Origin of the sequence: Planctopirus hydrillae, assembly GCF_001707835.1 — a bacterium.
In the GTDB taxonomy this organism is placed as follows: Bacteria; Planctomycetota; Planctomycetia; order Planctomycetales; family Planctomycetaceae; genus Planctopirus; species Planctopirus hydrillae.
In genome coordinates, this window is record NZ_LYDR01000039.1 from 391,244 (window position 1) to 406,045 (window position 14,802).

Sequence of the window (14,802 nt, forward strand, 5' to 3'; positions counted from 1 at the left end):
GGGCCATGACCAATTCAAGAACTGTTCACCCGGCAAGCCAACGATCAAAAAGTGCCCGGTTGATATTCCGTACGGGATTTCTGTGGACGGCAGTCCTCGTATTCCCGGAGTCCGGTGGCTCGCCATCAGCAGCGTGGGCCCAGCCTGCAGCGCCCGCTCAGCCGGCTGCTCCCGTCGCCAGACCCGTGGCCACCATCAGTTGGCTGGATGCAGGGATCTTTGCAGCTCTGGCTGGGGGAGCACTCTTCGCGGTCTGCCGTGCGAGCAACCGGATGTAGTGATGAGTTGCTGTTTGTCTTAATTCGCATCTGATACGAATCGCAGTGTGCGATGGCACTTTGATGACTGCGTAAACATGCTTGCCCAAAGCCGCAAGCATGACACACACATCGCCATTTCAGATTGAAAGATGTGTTATGGCTTAGGTGCTTCAATCCGATACAGGTGATGATCGGTTCGTAAAAAGATCGATTGATCGACCGGTGCGAGAGTGGCCAGCGTGCGACCTGGAAGCGGGTTCTCGGCGAGAACTTCAAACTCGGTTCCCGGTCTCACGACTGTGGTGAGCCCGGCTTCATTGGTGATATACAGCTTGCCGGCGGCAAAGACCCAGGAGGCTGAGTAGTTCCCGGGGATCCGCTGCTGCCAGTGAACTTTCCCCGTCTTCATATCGACGCAACTGGCAATCCCACCATCGCTGATGAAGTAAATCTCATCACCCACCACAACCGGCGATGGATTGAGTGGAGCCCCTTTCTTCATCTGCCAGCGGACATGTGTTTCTGTGATATCGCCCTGCCCCGTTGGATCAATCGCAAAGACGACCGGCGTATTATAGCCCGACGAAACAACGACGAGACCATGCGCATAGACTGGCCTGGGAACATTGGAATACCCTTTGGGGTAACGCACTTTCCAGATCTCTTCACCACTTTTTGGGTTGTAGGCGATGACCCATTCTCCGCCAGGGCACACGACCTGTGCTTGCTTTGTGCCATCGGGTTGCGGCACCTGAATGAGTAGCGGAGTGCAATAGGCCATGGCCCCTTCGCGACTGGTACGCCAGACTTCCTGGCCTGTCAGTTTGTCGAGTGCCACCACGAACTGTTTGTCGTCGCCATCACAACTGATGATCAGCAACTGATCGACCACCACTGGTGAAGCCGCCGGCCCGTGCCGGTGATCGTATTCAAGTTTCGTCTTCCAGAGGATCTTCCCGGATGGATCGAGACAGGCCGTTCCATGAGCGCCAAAGTGGACATAGATACGATTCTCCTCAATCCACGGCGTGGGTGAGGCATGCGAGTTTTTGGAATGAATGGCACCAGGGTCGTCGAGTTCAAAAACGAGGACATCGTGCAGAATCTGGCCCTGGGCGGCATCGACGCAAATGGCCCGCAACTGCTTGCCGTCATCGACGGCTGTCGTCAGCCAGATTTTGCCATCGCGCAGTGCGGGAGAACTCCAGCCGCGGCCAGGGATCTCGGTTTTCCAGCGAATGTTCTTCTCTTCGCTCCACTCGATGGGGAGCATCGTTTCGGAACTCAGGCCTTCGCCTGAAGGACCACGGAACTGCGGCCAATCCGCTGCCAGCAACCTGTATTCTGAGAAAGACAGACTCAGCACGACGAGCAGGCTGGCCACACTCAGAAACTGGTACGAAGTGCGGGGGGAGAAGCTGGCGGACAAGCAAAGGCGGGCAGGCGAGAGACAAACCATGGGCGGGCACTCGATCAACAATGGAACATCGAAATCGGAGGATCGATCACATAAAATTCAGACAGAGGCGAAAGCAAAGACCTTGGAACCAGTCGCATCCATGCGGGCTGTTGCTGCGAAAGGTTCTAGTATCAGGTGTAAAACGAACATGAACACATCTTCATGTTGCGAAGAATCGATTCAGGTTTCAAGCACCTGTTCAATGTGAACTTCAACGAATCGCACCTTTTTCGAAGTCCCGGCCCAAGATCTGCCGCTTCATGTGAGCGTCGGCGCTGTCCTCACAGATCAAGCTTTACGCGTTTCGCGAGGATCAGGTATCGAAGTCTGTGAGGCCAGGAACGAAGTGTGGTTCCGGGTTCGAACGGGAAAGCCGTGGCGACATTCTCAGCAGATTGTGAAACTCCTCCGTTCCTTTGATTCATGAACCACCGTTGTTCTTCGGGTTGTCATCCATGATTGTCGAACCAAGTGAAAGGTGCTTGGCGACTATATCAACAAGCTGCTCAAACCCAAGCCCCGAATGTCTCCCGGCAACCTCATAGAGTGAATCGTCCGATCGAGAGGGTGGCAACTCCAACTCAGCGTAATATCCATCATCGAAGACACCAATGTAAATGAGAACATGGTGATTCTTGGGGCTTGCGATGCCCACAGCAATCAGATCGGAATGCCAATGATCCACGATGTCAAAAGCATCAGTTCCTAAGGCGGCATGAAGTTTTCTCAGCATATCGAGGATGCGAGGGTCTTTTTCCAGCTTGTCATAATTCGGACTCATCTCGTCGCTCACTCGTAGATTTTGCCGCAGTAGAGAAATGTTGCACATTTCTTCGAGACTGAGGCGTTCTCGATGTCCTGATTAGTTCCCATAGCACTGTCTTCACCCCAACGGACGGCTGCTTTTAAGAAATCTTCAATGGTGTGATTCTCCCAGCTATTTGCCCGGCCACCGAAAGCGTCCGTTTGCTTACCAGCTTCGGCGAGCTTGTCAGCTTGCAACATTCGGACGAACTCCAGGAAAGATTCTGGCCCATCGACCTTTTCAAGCAACTCGTGAAGTTCCATGATCGATTACTCCCCAATCACCTTTACCAGCACCCGCTTGTCCCGTCGACCGTCGAACTCGCCGTAGAAAATCTGTTCCCAAGGTCCGACGTCGAGTTGGCCTTTGGTAATCGCCACCACAACTTCCCGGCCCATGATCTGCCGTTTCATGTGAGCGTCGGCGTTGTCTTCACCGGTGCGATTGTGAGCATAACGCTGAGGTGAAGCGTCGAAGGGGGCGAGATTTTCGAGCCACTTTTTGTAGTCGCCATGAAGACCTGGCTCATCGTCATTAATGAACACGCTGGCGGTAATGTGCATGGCGTTGACCAGAACCAGCCCTTCCTGCACGCCGCTGGCCCGCACAATGGCCTCGATTTTCGGCGTGATGTTCTCAAACGCCATGCGAGCCGGGAGGTTGAATGTCAGATATTCCGTGTGGGATTTCATCGAACGAATGGTTCCTTTCACCTGAGAAACAGGCTGGAGTTTTTCCAGCATGTCGGAACGGAAATCTTGCGCAACGCTTTTACATTATCAAAATCTCCCACGCAGGATCGGTCGATCCATTTTGTGAGGAAGTCGTGATGGGGGCTGAGGCGATCCATCGTTCCTGAACTCGCCAAAGGCCGCCACTTCGCGAAATTTTCGCGAAGCTGCTCATCGGAAAAGCCGTTCAGTTCGTAATCGGTTGCGTTCTCCGATACCATCATTTGAGTAAGTCAGCATCCGATTTTCTGATTGTCTTTACTGGAAGTCGGATTGCCATGCTTGTCATGATTCTACCGCTGTTCTGTGAGAAAGTCGGTTTGGGCCGATGCCTCCGAGACAAACCTTGAATTGCTTTCACGCCGCACCAATCAAACCATCTGCCACTCCACATCGCTCCTCGACATCGAGTGAAGGAGGGCCAGTCACGGATCGACGGGCGCCATCTGTTGCGATCATCCGGAAAGTCAGCCAAAACTTTTGGCTCTGCCTCACAATGGCCTCTTTGGCTTTTCTTTGCGGCAATAGCCTCTGTTTCATCGAGGCTCGGGGAGAGAATCCCACAATTCCCGAAGTCTCATCAGCCGTGATCTCAGGCACACCTGCAGGCCCCTGGGCCACTCTGGAAGTGGGTGTGGCAGGTTTCTGGCAGCCGGGAATCTGGGCTCCCTGCCGACTAAGTTCGAGCGATCTCCTGCCGGAAGCGACAACTATTCAACTGGCGACTCCCGATGTCGATGGCTCACCCGTTTCACTCCGGTTGGCACGGCAAGCTTCTCTCTCTGGAAAGGGGCCGGTTCTCTGGAGTGGCTTTATCAAGCTGGCCAGCCCTTCGGCAGCGATCACGATTTCGCAGTGGGATGAGGCTGGCAAGCTGCTCAAAACGGATCGTATTGAAGCGGGTTTCGTGCCTGGTTTTCAGTCGGGCCGCGGATTGGAAGAACGGCTTGTCGCGACGATCGGGTTGCCCGAGTCCACGCGAAACATGTTGAGTCAGCTCAAGGGCATGGCAGCTTCCCGAACTCGCGGCCCGCTCGATGTTGTCCACCTCGAGAGTCCTGCCGAGTTACCACAAGATCTCGCAGGGTGGTCGGCCATTGATTTTCTGCTCGTTGGTGGAACAGCCGCTTTCAAGGATGCCGAGAGCCAGAAACTCAAGGCGTGGGTCGAAACAGGTGGTACACTCTGGACATCACTGCAACTGGTGACCGATGCTGAAGCGAAAGACTTATCACCTGAAGCTCGTTTAGCCCTCGTATCACGCGGGCTTGCCAACTGGTTGCCTGCCGATCTGACGACAGAAGTCACCATTGTTCGAGAACTTGGTTCGCTGGAAAAACTCGCCCAGAGTGATAAGCGCATTCCTCAGAGTGGCCGCATCAGCCTGCCTCGCTTTCGCATGCGACAAGGAGAACTGCTGGCTGCCAGTCGGGATGATCAACTGCTCGTCCGCTCGGCTTATGGCCTGGGTGTCGTTGCCATACTGGCGCTCGATCCTGCGAAAACACCATTGCAGAACTGGGAAGCACAGCCGCGATTATGGCAGCAACTGGCTGCGGAATCTGTCACCCGATCCGAATCTTCTTTAGAGTCCTCACGTCAACTGGTTTCGACAGGTGTGACGGATCTCGCGACTCAACTCTCTGGAGTGGTAGAAACATTTCCCGGTGTGCAGCGAATCACTCCCGGTCTGTTAATGGCGGCTCTTCTGGCCATTGTACTTCTCGTGGGACCCATTGATTATCTGATTGTCCATCGCCTCCTCAGGCAGCCAGCTCTCACCTGGATCACGTTTCCTGCGATGGTTGCACTTATTGTGATAGGGATGGCTTACTGGGCAGCGAAAACCAACGGTATTGAAGCGACCAGCCAGTCGATCAGCCTCGTCGATCTTGATCCCGTGGCACAAGTGGGTCGAACATTCTCACTGCATGCGATTTATGGTGCGGAACCCAACCGTCTGGTGGTAAAGGCCAAGTCATTATGGCCCGAAAAGGAAAGGGTGACCGGTAGCGAGGATGATCTGCCACTCCTTTCTTGGTGGGCTCCGCCGGAAGGTTCTCTGGGTGGGTTATTGCGTCCGGGCGGCACATTCTTTCCCGCGGCACCTTACGAACTGGAACCACAAAAATCGATGCTCAACGGGCTGCCTGTCGAGCATTGGGGAACACGGTTATTGCAGAGCGAAAGTCGCTATCGCATCCCTGAGCCATTGTTCGAAACCAATCTCGAAACCAACGGCTTAGGGAAACTGACTGGCACAATTCGCCACAAGCTCCCCATGGCGATTACCGACTGGGTGCTGGTGCATGGTAACCGACTCTATCGCTGGCTGGACCGAGGCGATGAGGAGCGGATTGTGCCGTTGGAAGCCAATTTCGTCTGGCGTGTTGATCAACCGGGTATTACGCAACGAGAACTTCGCGGTTTTATGACCGGTGCCCGGGCTCGCACAGTCAAAGGGGATGCCTCCGGCGCTGGCGGCACAATTGCTGTCGAACAGGCAGCCTACAATGCCCTGGGGAGCCAACCTGTCGATATTGTGCGCATGATGAGCTTCCACGAAGACATTGGCGGTGCCGGCTATACGGGCCTGACGAGCAAGTTGATCTCGGGTGCTGATCTCTCGATGCAGCTTCGGCTTGGAAAAGCGATCCTGGTGGGCCGCATTGCTCAGCCAGCGACGAGTCTGGAAATTGATGCAGACAACTATTTAAGACCCAGCAAAGGTTCCAAAGGGCCGACACAAACGAAGTCGGGAGAAGTCATCACGATCATTCGCTGCATTCTCCCTGTCACCAGTTCCTCCGGCGGTGAACTGGCACCTTTGCCAAAGTTGAACTCCAAATGACATTCAGCCATTCATGGCACTCGTGTGAAAATTGTCGAGATTCTGTATTCCTGACGGCGATCCATGACTCTGGGCATCACTTAAGTCCATCCTACTTTTGCATATCACCGAAAGATGATCTTCCGTGATTGAAACGAAACAACTGACAAAACGATATGGCGATCTCATCGCGGTCAACGAGATTAACCTGAGCCTGCGCGAAGGTGATGTCTTTGGATTCATCGGGCCGAATGGTTCGGGGAAAACGACCACCATGCGTATGCTCGCCACGCTGTTGAATCCTGATTACGGCGAAGCTTACGTCTGTGGGAAGTCGATCTACACGAATCAGGAAGAGATCCGTCGTCTGGTGGGCTATATGCCCGATTTTTTCGGTGTCTATGACGATATGACAGTGCTGGAATACCTGGAATTCTTCGCAGCTTCGTATCGGATTTCCGGGCCCGCTCGCCGCAAGATTTGCGAAGAGAAGCTGGAACTGGTGGACATGAGCTTTAAGCGCGATGCCATGGTCAACCAGCTTTCGCGTGGACAGACACAGCGGATTGGTCTGGCGCGTGTGCTCCTGCATGAGCCCCAGGTGCTTCTGCTCGATGAACCTGCCAGTGGTCTCGATCCACGCGCACGAATTGAAATTCGTAACCTGCTGAAAAGACTGGGTGAACTCAATAAGACAGTAATCGTTTCGAGCCATATTCTGCCCGAACTGGCAGATGTCTGTACGCGTGTGGGGATGATTGAAAAAGGTCATCTCATTGTGGATGGCTATGTCGATGAAGTGATGCGCAAAGCCCGCCAGCAGATTCTTCTGCAGATTCAGGTGCGGGAACGACTGGAAGAGGCAGCTAAGCTGCTCGAACAGCATCCGCAGATTTCAAAAATCGAGATCGTCAAGGGTCAGATCCACGCGACACTCGCACTGGAAGTTCTCGATTACAGTTCGATTCCCAGTACTCTCATCGAGAATGGCTTCAAGCTGACGTTGTTCCGCGAAGAGGAAGTCAACCTCGAAACGGCCTTCCTCTCGTTGACTCGTGGACTGGTGCAGTAATGAAGTCTGCCCGAAGAAATCTGATCCAGACGTGCGCGATTCAAGATGATTAACTCTCATCAGGCGATTGTGGGCCTGGATATCGGGGGTGCCAACCTCAAGGCCTGGCATGCTGCGGGCCAGGCTATGGCAATCCCATTTGCGCTCTGGAAGTTACCGCAACAACTGTCGGGCCAGCTCGCTGCCATGTTGCAGCAATTGCCAGTGGCCGATCGCGTGGTTGTCACCATGACTGGCGAACTGGCGGATTGTTTTGCCACCCGCATGGAGGGTGTCGAGTTCATTGTCCGTGCGGTGGAGCAAGCCGTCCGTTCGGTTCTGCCACATTCGACCATCCAGTTCTGGCAGACACACGGGAAATTTGTCGCTCCGAGCGATGCGATGGCGAGTCCTCTGTTGACCGCTGCTTCCAACTGGCAGGCACTGGCGTCGATGGTGGGATGGCTGTTTCCTCAAGACGATCTCTTACTGCTCGACATCGGGAGCACGACGACCGATCTGATTCCGATTCTGCAGGGCCAGGTGAGTGCTGGTGGTCGCACAGATCTCGAACGACTCGCTGCCAGCGAACTGGTTTATACCGGTGTTCGCAGAACTGTTGTCTGCCATATGCTCCCCTCTTTTCAGGGTGAACTTGACCGATACGGCCATGTTTTGATCCCTTTGAGCAGTGAACTTTTCGCCACGAGCCTCGATGTCTATCTGCTGCTGGGGTCTCTCGAGGAAGAACCCAAGAACTGCGAGACGGCTGATGGTCGGCCCGCCACGAAGAAGTTTGCCGAGGCGCGGTTGGCCCGGCAGATCTGTTCAGATCAATCAGAACTGACGACTCACGACGTGATCCAACTCGCAATGGCCGCTGCCGCTGCTCAGCAGCAGCAGATTGTTCAGGCAGCACGAACAGTGATTGACCGCTCATCGCGGCCGATCAAGAAAATTGTGCTCTCGGGCTCGGGAGAGTTTTTAGGCCGCCAGGTTGCAATACAGGCGGGCTTTCCGATGGGAGCGATTCTCTCTCTCAAAGATTATTGGACGACTGCGGGCTCTGAAGTTGCCTGTGCACGAGCACTGGTCGAACTTGCTTTGCGGGGGCTCTGAAGTTCCTGGCACTCAACTGGCACGAATGAGCTTGACCCAAGGAACTGGCCGGGAATCGCCTCTCATACCGTTCCCGCGAAACAACAGCGCGTTACTTGTTGCGATAACATGCTTGCCCAGAGCTGCTCTATAAGGCACACAACTTTCACCCCAAGGGTGGCCCGGCCAACTTGTGCCCAATTTGCCTATACAGGTCGTTGTGTTCGACACAACGACAAGAAGCCGCGCCAAGCGTGTGCCCTGCCACCACGCTGGACTTCGTCTTGGCTGGCACGCTTTTGGGTGGCACGACCCTGAAGGCCCCAAAAACTCAAACAGAGCGAAAAGGCGTGGCCTTTACGCTTTTCCAATTCGTGTTTTCACACTGTCAGGTGGTGGAGGTCCGGTGTGTTCCTCCATCCTTTCGTCAATCGAGTTCACAAGCACCACTTTATTTGAAAGCATGCTTCATGATCGTTGAAAAAGTTCGTCAAGAACGACCAAAGTCGAATGACCTGGGGGCAAACGAAGACGTTTGACCCCAGCCACGCAGTCTCCAACCACACTTCAGATCAATAGGCATGGAGAGATGTGTGCAAAAGAGAGCCCAGAGCTGCAAGCATGGCACAGAGACCGCTGTGAGCTCATGAAAAGCGTATCCGGGTTTGATGCTGATGTGCCCGGCTGATGCCGACGATCGACTACGGCGTGGCGATCTTCCACAGGTGGGCATCACTTCGCAGATAGAGTGCACCATCAGAAAGGGATGGCGTGGCGAGGATCGTTTCGTCCAGAAGACTCTCAGCCACTATGGAGCCTTTGGTACCACTGAGATCGACTGCAAAACATTTGCCTGATTCATTAACGCAATAAAGCTTCCGGTCGGCAATGACTGGAGAGGCACTGAAGGGACCTTCGAGCCTCAATTGCCAGAGGAGTTCTCCCTTATCGACATTCGCACAAAGCAGGACTCCCGCTCCCGAGAGGCAATAGACTTTACCTTCGGCAACCACTGGTGTGGCTGTCCCGGGTTTGAGTTTGTTCTCCTGCCAGAGTTTTTCGGGAGGCGTATTCGAGTTGGCAGGCCGGAGTGCTACCAAGCCATTGGATGGAATGAAGATCGTCTCGCCTTCCCGTGCTGAAGAAGGAATGGTGGCTGCCCCTTCACCAAATGACCACAGGATGTTTCCTGTTCGGGCGTCGACAGCATCGGCACCTTTGGAGGACTGGAGCAGCACTGTCTGGCCATCGGCCAGGAGGAGTGGCGATGTCCAGTTCGCTCGTTTGGGGCGGTCGAGTTTCCAGAGGGTTTCGCCTGTTGAGGTGTTGAGCCCGGTCGTCAGAGATTCACTGTCATTCTCGACCTGAGTCACCAGGACATTACCTGCCACGACCGGGGAAGACGACATGCCCAGGCTGTTACTGGCATTCGGGTAATCGAGCGTCAGTCCGCGCATCCAGAGCAACTGGCCCGAAAGGTCGAGACAGATCACATCGTTGCTCGAGAAAAAGGCGAAAATCTTCTCGCCGTCACTGGCGGGAGTGGGAGCGGCATTGCAGGTTTTGGGGTGAGTCAGGCTGCGACCTGTTGCAAGAAATCGGCGTTCCCAAAGTAATTCTCCGGTATTCGCCTTGAAACAGAGAATGTGCAGATTGTCTTGCCTAGGGCCGGAACTTGCGGTCACGACGACACGGTCATCGATAATGATCGGGCTGGAAAGGCCACGGCCGGGAAGATCAACCTTCCAGGCCACATTTTTGCCACTGCTGTCAAACTCGACGGGTGGCGCGGCACTGCGGGAAATGGCCGTACTGGAACTCCCGCGAAACTGCCGCCAGTCTTCGGCAAGCAGTCGATGATTCGCATGGATCCCCAGCGCCAGAATCAACCCTGCACTGAGGCAGCCAACGGAAAACAGTGGCTTCACCGGAGAGATGTTCGCACGCGTTAATGGACGGATCATAGAAGGCTCAATTCTGCTCTGGTGGCAACAGGATCCATGAGGGTGGCCACAGGGTGCAATGAAGGATGATCGAATGTGTTGATAACTCGCTGAATTAATAACTCACCGCACTAATGCTTCACTGGGTCGAGGCCAGTATCACTGAAGTGCTGAGTGGGGATGGATGTTACTCGGCTGGCAGGATGGCCTTACCCGAGTTGTCAGTAATCCGCACTTTGAAAAACCACTTTTGTGCCCAGTCTTCGGTTTGCTCATTCTGGCAGATCTTGAGCAGGATCTCATTGTGACCTTCCTGGAGCGTGACCGGAATCACATACTGATCGAACATTGATCCGCGATGATATTCATCTCGCGCAAAGACCAGCTTTCCGTTCACCCAGACTTTCCAGGCATTGGGAGTCGTCAAGCGAATCTGGGCCGGGCCAGCCTTCGCAGCTTTATAGTTTGTCACGGCATAAGCCAGCGAATCGCGATAGTTTTTGAAGATGGGAATGAGATTGACTTCACCCATCTTGTCCGTCGAAGTGAATGGATCCCATTTGACTTCCCCTTCTCGACCTTGCAGAGGAACTGCCAGATCGCGTGAGACTTCAGGCGGAAAGGTTTTGGCAAAGCCTTCTCTTCCGGAGTTGTCAAAGGGCCCGATCAGATTCCATTCCAGCAAGTAGCCAAAATGCCGGGCCAGATCGACAGTCACTCCCGCTGATTTCAGATGATCCACCAGCACCTTCACCTGATCTTCGTCCGTCGCACCCGATAATCCTTTTTTCCAAAGATCGAGCCGCTCGGCATCATCTTTCGATGCATCGGCGGCTGCTATCAGGCGGGTCACTGCCATTCGGCGGAAGTCGGCGGAAGGATCGTCAAGCATCCCAGGGATCAATCGATCCCTGGCAGCAGGATCGACCTTCACGAGCCACTCGAAAGCCAGAAGCCTGGGGGTGGCCGATCGCGTACGATCCAGCACCACTTTTTCGAATGCAGCGGCAGGAATCCCGCTTCCTGCTTCCTGGCCGACAGCACCGGCTCGAAGTGAACGGTCGGCAATGGTTTCCAAAGCCCCGGCTAGCCAGTTCACTGCCAGTGGTGAAGCCCCTTCCATCGCATCGAGCAGCGGCAGTAACGCCTGTGGCCCTTGCGATGACAATTCTTTCTGGGCAGCGACAGCCGCTGGATAACCTTCTCCCTTGAGGCCAATCGATTTGATTCTGGCCACGAGATCAGGAAGAGAAGCGGTTTTGTCATTCGCCCAGGTTAGCGGGGTGAAGAGCAACAGAGCGGCAAGAGTGAGCCCAACTCGATAGATCGAAGGCTTGATGGCATCGCCGGGTTGTGAAGCCGCTCTGCTGCAAAACGGAGACTGTGCACGAAACACCATAAAACTTACCTCACCTGCCACTGCCATCGAATGATCATGTTTTCGAGTGAAGCCGTGTGCTCAAGATTTGAGAGGACTGCTTCAGGAACCTGATCATCTCAGTTCAACAGGTGTGAATCCAGTAGGAAACTGCAATTCTGGTCATGGTGAATCGAGGAAAATTGCTGAGAGGCGTGCAATTTCAGAAGTGTAGTTTTCGTGAAAATGCCAAAGAGAAAAACATCACGATGTGGACTGAAATCGGAGTCGACTTTGAAATGTTTGATTCATTCTTCTTGACTGTCCTGTCGAGTTCAGCGGATAGAGCCTGATGATCTAAGGCATTGTATCGGACTTCAATGGGATTCAGTTTGCGTTCATGAGGCAGTCAACTTACATTCGTGTACAACCGACACTCAATGGATTTTTAGCAGCCCTGCATAACACGCAAATGCTTCACAGTGGCAGATCTTGTTCGGCAATTCGGGGCAACTTGTTATTCGATGTGGCATTAATGAATGACAAAACGAAACACTAAGTAGACAACCAAGAGAACAATTCGGCCTAAGCCTCGCTATCAGGTTTTTGTGAGCCATGCCACGGCTGACAAGTGGATTGCTACGACAATCTGTGAGAAAATTGATGCTATTGGGGCAACATCTTTTCGTGATGACCGTGACATAAACGGTGGTGACAGCATCCCGCAATCAATACGAACTGAAATTCAGATTTCACGTGAGTTGGTCGTGTTGCTCACGCCAGATTCGATTGAACGACCTTGGGTGTTGCTCGAAGTTGGTGCTGCCTGGGGGCGTCGCAAGGACTATCGCATCGTCCCGGTACTTTGCCATGTCACTTTCGACGCGATTCCGGATATAATCGAGGGTAAGAAGGCTTTTCACATCAATGACTTTGACAAGTATCTCGCCGAACTTAAGCGTCGGGTGAAGAAATGACAGCGACCGTAACGCCTACTTTTGATGTATTCGTCTGCCACAGTTCGCATGACCGTGAGTTTGCGACAGATGTCGCAGATCGACTCAAAGCAGAAGGGCTTCAGCCATTTCATGACGCAAGTGTCCCAATCGAACAAGAAATAAGCAGTGCCATTTGGGATGCCATCGCTGAATGTCATGCCTTCATTGTCATTGTTTCGCCAGACTCCGCCCCTGATGCCATGGGAATGATCGAACTGGGTGCTGCAACAGCCTGGAATAAACCGATCTTTATCCTTCTCAACGGTCCGGCCTCGACTCGAGTTCCGGAAGCGCTTGGGGGTTACCAGGTCTATCCCCGTAATCGCATCGATGAGGTTTTGTCACAGATTCGCCGAAATCTTGAACCGATCACCGATGAGGAACGCCAGGCCCTTTTGGATACCTATCGTGATCTTAGCATTCCAGCAGATCGTCTCAGTCAATCACCACGTGAGCTTCAGAAACTCGTCGACAATTTCAGCCAGAAAACACACAAGCAGATTTCGGGCACTCGCCTGTTATCCGAACTGTTGCGTATGCGGAAACAATCCAAGCTTCCTCGAGTGAGTTCTATACGTCGCAAAACCAATGGATGATTCGACAGGTTCTCTCAGCAGACTCGACCATCCTGATCTATCGATTGAAAAGCCTCTATGTTGCGCTTCATCAATCCTGATTCTCAGTGACGTTTTGCCTTGGCGCGACTGGTCACTTTCTCTTGGCTGGCGGCCTTTGAACGTCCTGACGACTTTGACTTCTGACGGCCCGTCGTCGTTGAGATGAATTTTGGCTCGGGTACCTGGCACTTGGTTGTGGCAGGCTCAGGTGTTGCCCGTGTTGAGGTCCGGGAAGTCGTCGTGAGACGAGCTTTGGTTTTCGAGTTTTGTGCAGGTTCGAGATGTGTTTCGACTTCCATAGTACTGGGCGTCGTATGCGGTGCATCAACCCGGAGAATGAGGCATAACCTCAAAATTTCAAAGCGGGAGACCACGCCCACAAGTTGCCCCTTTTCAACCACGGCGGCCCGCGAGCAGTTGCCAGCGCGGAACAGATTGGTGGCGATCGCCAGATCCGTGGCGGGCGACAAGGTCTGCATGCTGGTCACCATCCAGCGTTCAACCTTGGCGTCAGGATCGGTTTCTGCCAGTTGAGCCTTCAGCAGTTCATAATCCGGGAGAATTCCCAGCAGCTTTTTGCGTGGCCCGACCACGAATAACTCTTGAGCTTTCGAACTGATCAGCAGCTTGAGTGCGGCTGTCAAAGTCGCCTGAGGGGAAATCGTCACGGCAGTCGTCATCAGGTCGGCAACAGTCAAACGCATGGCCAGCAATCCTTTGAAAGGACCAGTCGATAGAGTCGCAGCACCGCTGGCCCTTGGGGTTGGCCGACGCGCTGCCGGAGAAACAGCTCTCCGCTTTCAAACGTAGTTCAGGAAAAGTCCTCGTGACGAAAAAAGACAACGCATGTTTCCAAATCGAAACACCCCCCACCCTTACAGTCGTCAAATTCGCTAGAATCCGAACTTTCCTCGCTGGTAGACTCCCTGTGTGGCCGCATTGTCGTATAACCCTACAGGCTCAGAACATTTGTGATGTCCATTTGCTGATCTCACAGTTCGAACAATTCCTTTCGCTTCCCGGAACGTTGAGCGGCGGAAATTTTTGTTATTGGAAAGTCTTAATCTCATGCCTGCTGATCCGGCCTCGCAAACGAAAAAAGATGCGAAAGAAGACCGGGAGGCTTCGCAGGAGATGAATGAGCGATCGAGGCCACTTCGATTCGACTCATTGACGCAAGAGGCTTATCTGCAGCTATGGCGAACCTACGACCGGATGAAAGCGATTGAGGAAGAGATCTTCAGTCAATTCGAACTTTCAGCCCAGCAATACAACACGCTAAGGCTGCTGCGAAGTGTTCATCCCGAAGGAATGGCGACTCTGCAGATTGCTGATCGACTCATCAGCAGGGCGCCTGATATCACGAGGCTCATTGATCGGCTGGATGATCGAGGTCTGGTTCTGAGAACACGAAAACCCGAGAATCGGCGAGTCGTCGAAGTGGCGCTGACCGATGCCGGGCTACAACTCTTGAAAGACCTTGAAGAACCTGTGCGGCAATGTCATGAGCGGCAGTTGGGGCATCTCGCTGCGGATGAATTGCACGAGTTGATTCGATTGATGGAACTGGCTCGAACTCCGCATGAAGAACCCGGCAGTCGCTGGATCGCGGATCGTTCACGTCCCAGTTAATCTTACGATGTCCTGGGCTTT

At 53.6% G+C, this 14,802-nt stretch carries 14 protein-coding genes; 7 read left to right on the forward strand and 7 right to left on the reverse strand.

What is annotated here, in order from left to right:
• Window positions 1-5: 5 nt before the first annotated feature.
• Entirely contained in the window at window positions 6-278 is a 273-nt protein-coding gene (locus A6X21_RS24260) for a hypothetical protein (RefSeq protein ID WP_131818189.1), read from the forward strand.
• Window positions 279-414: 136 nt separating this feature from the next.
• Here the strand turns inward: A6X21_RS24260 and A6X21_RS04725 are convergent, their stop codons facing one another.
• The 4 genes from A6X21_RS04725 to A6X21_RS04745 all read right to left on the reverse strand — a co-directional run bounded on the left by A6X21_RS04725 (window position 415) and on the right by A6X21_RS04745 (window position 3,216).
• A complete protein-coding gene (locus A6X21_RS04725; RefSeq protein ID WP_083233403.1) occupies window positions 415-1,719 on the reverse strand; it encodes a PQQ-binding-like beta-propeller repeat protein in 1,305 nt (434 codons plus the stop codon).
• Between the two features lie 421 nt (window positions 1,720-2,140).
• Window positions 2,141-2,500 (reverse strand): hypothetical protein, encoded by a 360-nt coding sequence (locus A6X21_RS04735; protein WP_131818190.1) that lies wholly within the window; start codon window positions 2,498-2,500, stop codon window positions 2,141-2,143.
• An 8-nt stretch (window positions 2,501-2,508) separates the two neighbouring features.
• A complete protein-coding gene (locus A6X21_RS04740) occupies window positions 2,509-2,787 on the reverse strand; it encodes a DUF7660 family protein (RefSeq protein WP_068846345.1) in 279 nt (92 codons plus the stop codon).
• A gap of 6 nt (window positions 2,788-2,793) precedes the next feature.
• A complete protein-coding gene (locus A6X21_RS04745; protein WP_068846606.1) occupies window positions 2,794-3,216 on the reverse strand; it encodes a secondary thiamine-phosphate synthase enzyme YjbQ in 423 nt (140 codons plus the stop codon).
• 535 nt (window positions 3,217-3,751) lie between these two features.
• Here A6X21_RS04745 and A6X21_RS04755 point away from each other — a divergent pair.
• The 3 genes from A6X21_RS04755 to A6X21_RS04765 all read left to right on the forward strand — a co-directional run bounded on the left by A6X21_RS04755 (window position 3,752) and on the right by A6X21_RS04765 (window position 8,255).
• Window positions 3,752-6,106: a hypothetical protein gene (locus A6X21_RS04755; RefSeq protein WP_068846349.1), complete on the forward strand. Its 2,355-nt coding sequence runs from the start codon at window positions 3,752-3,754 to the stop codon at window positions 6,104-6,106.
• A 124-nt stretch (window positions 6,107-6,230) separates the two neighbouring features.
• Window positions 6,231-7,157, forward strand: a complete 927-nt coding sequence (locus A6X21_RS04760; RefSeq protein WP_013108539.1) for an ABC transporter ATP-binding protein — start codon at window positions 6,231-6,233, stop codon at window positions 7,155-7,157.
• A gap of 45 nt (window positions 7,158-7,202) precedes the next feature.
• Window positions 7,203-8,255, forward strand: a complete 1,053-nt coding sequence (locus A6X21_RS04765; protein ID WP_068846351.1) for a hydantoinase/oxoprolinase family protein — start codon at window positions 7,203-7,205, stop codon at window positions 8,253-8,255.
• Between the two features lie 680 nt (window positions 8,256-8,935).
• On the opposite strand, the gene A6X21_RS04770 is transcribed toward A6X21_RS04765, so the two are convergent.
• Window positions 8,936-10,198 carry an outer membrane protein assembly factor BamB family protein gene (locus A6X21_RS04770; protein WP_068846352.1) on the reverse strand — a complete coding sequence of 421 codons (1,263 nt, stop codon included), beginning with the start codon at window positions 10,196-10,198 and terminating at the stop codon, window positions 8,936-8,938.
• Between the two features lie 166 nt (window positions 10,199-10,364).
• Window positions 10,365-11,576 carry a hypothetical protein gene (locus A6X21_RS04775; protein WP_068846353.1) on the reverse strand — a complete coding sequence of 404 codons (1,212 nt, stop codon included), beginning with the start codon at window positions 11,574-11,576 and terminating at the stop codon, window positions 10,365-10,367.
• Window positions 11,577-12,142: 566 nt separating this feature from the next.
• On the opposite strand from A6X21_RS04775, the gene A6X21_RS04780 reads away from it, so the two are divergent.
• Both A6X21_RS04780 and A6X21_RS04785 read left to right on the forward strand, forming a co-directional pair.
• A complete protein-coding gene (locus tag A6X21_RS04780) occupies window positions 12,143-12,511 on the forward strand; it encodes a toll/interleukin-1 receptor domain-containing protein (RefSeq protein ID WP_068846354.1) in 369 nt (122 codons plus the stop codon).
• On the forward strand, window positions 12,508-13,128 hold the full coding sequence (locus A6X21_RS04785) for a toll/interleukin-1 receptor domain-containing protein (protein ID WP_068846355.1): 621 nt from the start codon (window positions 12,508-12,510) through the stop codon (window positions 13,126-13,128). Before A6X21_RS04780 ends, A6X21_RS04785 begins: the two co-directional genes overlap by 4 nt.
• Before the next feature lie 83 nt (window positions 13,129-13,211).
• Here the strand turns inward: A6X21_RS04785 and A6X21_RS04790 are convergent, their stop codons facing one another.
• Window positions 13,212-13,853, reverse strand: a complete 642-nt coding sequence (locus A6X21_RS04790) for a CBS domain-containing protein (protein ID WP_068846356.1) — start codon at window positions 13,851-13,853, stop codon at window positions 13,212-13,214.
• Between the two features lie 430 nt (window positions 13,854-14,283).
• Between A6X21_RS04790 and A6X21_RS04795 the strand changes: the two genes are divergently transcribed.
• A complete protein-coding gene (locus A6X21_RS04795) occupies window positions 14,284-14,781 on the forward strand; it encodes a MarR family winged helix-turn-helix transcriptional regulator (RefSeq protein WP_068846607.1) in 498 nt (165 codons plus the stop codon).
• Window positions 14,782-14,802: the final 21 nt, after the last annotated feature.

Bases quoted from the DNA above. Each gene is read 5' to 3' on its own strand.
- A6X21_RS04735 (WP_131818190.1), bottom strand. From the start codon at position 2,500: ATGAGTCCGAATTATGACAAGCTGGAAAAAGACCCTCGCATCCTCGAT.
- A6X21_RS04775 (WP_068846353.1), bottom strand. From the start codon at position 11,576: ATGGTGTTTCGTGCACAGTCTCCGTTTTGCAGCAGAGCGGCTTCACAA.
- A6X21_RS04740 (WP_068846345.1), bottom strand. From the start codon at position 2,787: ATGGAACTTCACGAGTTGCTTGAAAAGGTCGATGGGCCAGAATCTTTC.
- A6X21_RS24260 (WP_131818189.1), top strand. From the start codon at position 6: ATGACCAATTCAAGAACTGTTCACCCGGCAAGCCAACGATCAAAAAGT.
- A6X21_RS04795 (WP_068846607.1), top strand. From the start codon at position 14,284: ATGAATGAGCGATCGAGGCCACTTCGATTCGACTCATTGACGCAAGAG.
- A6X21_RS04765 (WP_068846351.1), top strand. From the start codon at position 7,203: ATGATTAACTCTCATCAGGCGATTGTGGGCCTGGATATCGGGGGTGCC.
- A6X21_RS04745 (WP_068846606.1), bottom strand. From the start codon at position 3,216: ATGAAATCCCACACGGAATATCTGACATTCAACCTCCCGGCTCGCATG.
- A6X21_RS04790 (WP_068846356.1), bottom strand. From the start codon at position 13,853: ATGCGTTTGACTGTTGCCGACCTGATGACGACTGCCGTGACGATTTCC.
- A6X21_RS04770 (WP_068846352.1), bottom strand. From the start codon at position 10,198: ATGATCCGTCCATTAACGCGTGCGAACATCTCTCCGGTGAAGCCACTG.
- A6X21_RS04725 (WP_083233403.1), bottom strand. From the start codon at position 1,719: ATGGTTTGTCTCTCGCCTGCCCGCCTTTGCTTGTCCGCCAGCTTCTCC.
- A6X21_RS04755 (WP_068846349.1), top strand. From the start codon at position 3,752: ATGGCCTCTTTGGCTTTTCTTTGCGGCAATAGCCTCTGTTTCATCGAG.
- A6X21_RS04785 (WP_068846355.1), top strand. From the start codon at position 12,508: ATGACAGCGACCGTAACGCCTACTTTTGATGTATTCGTCTGCCACAGT.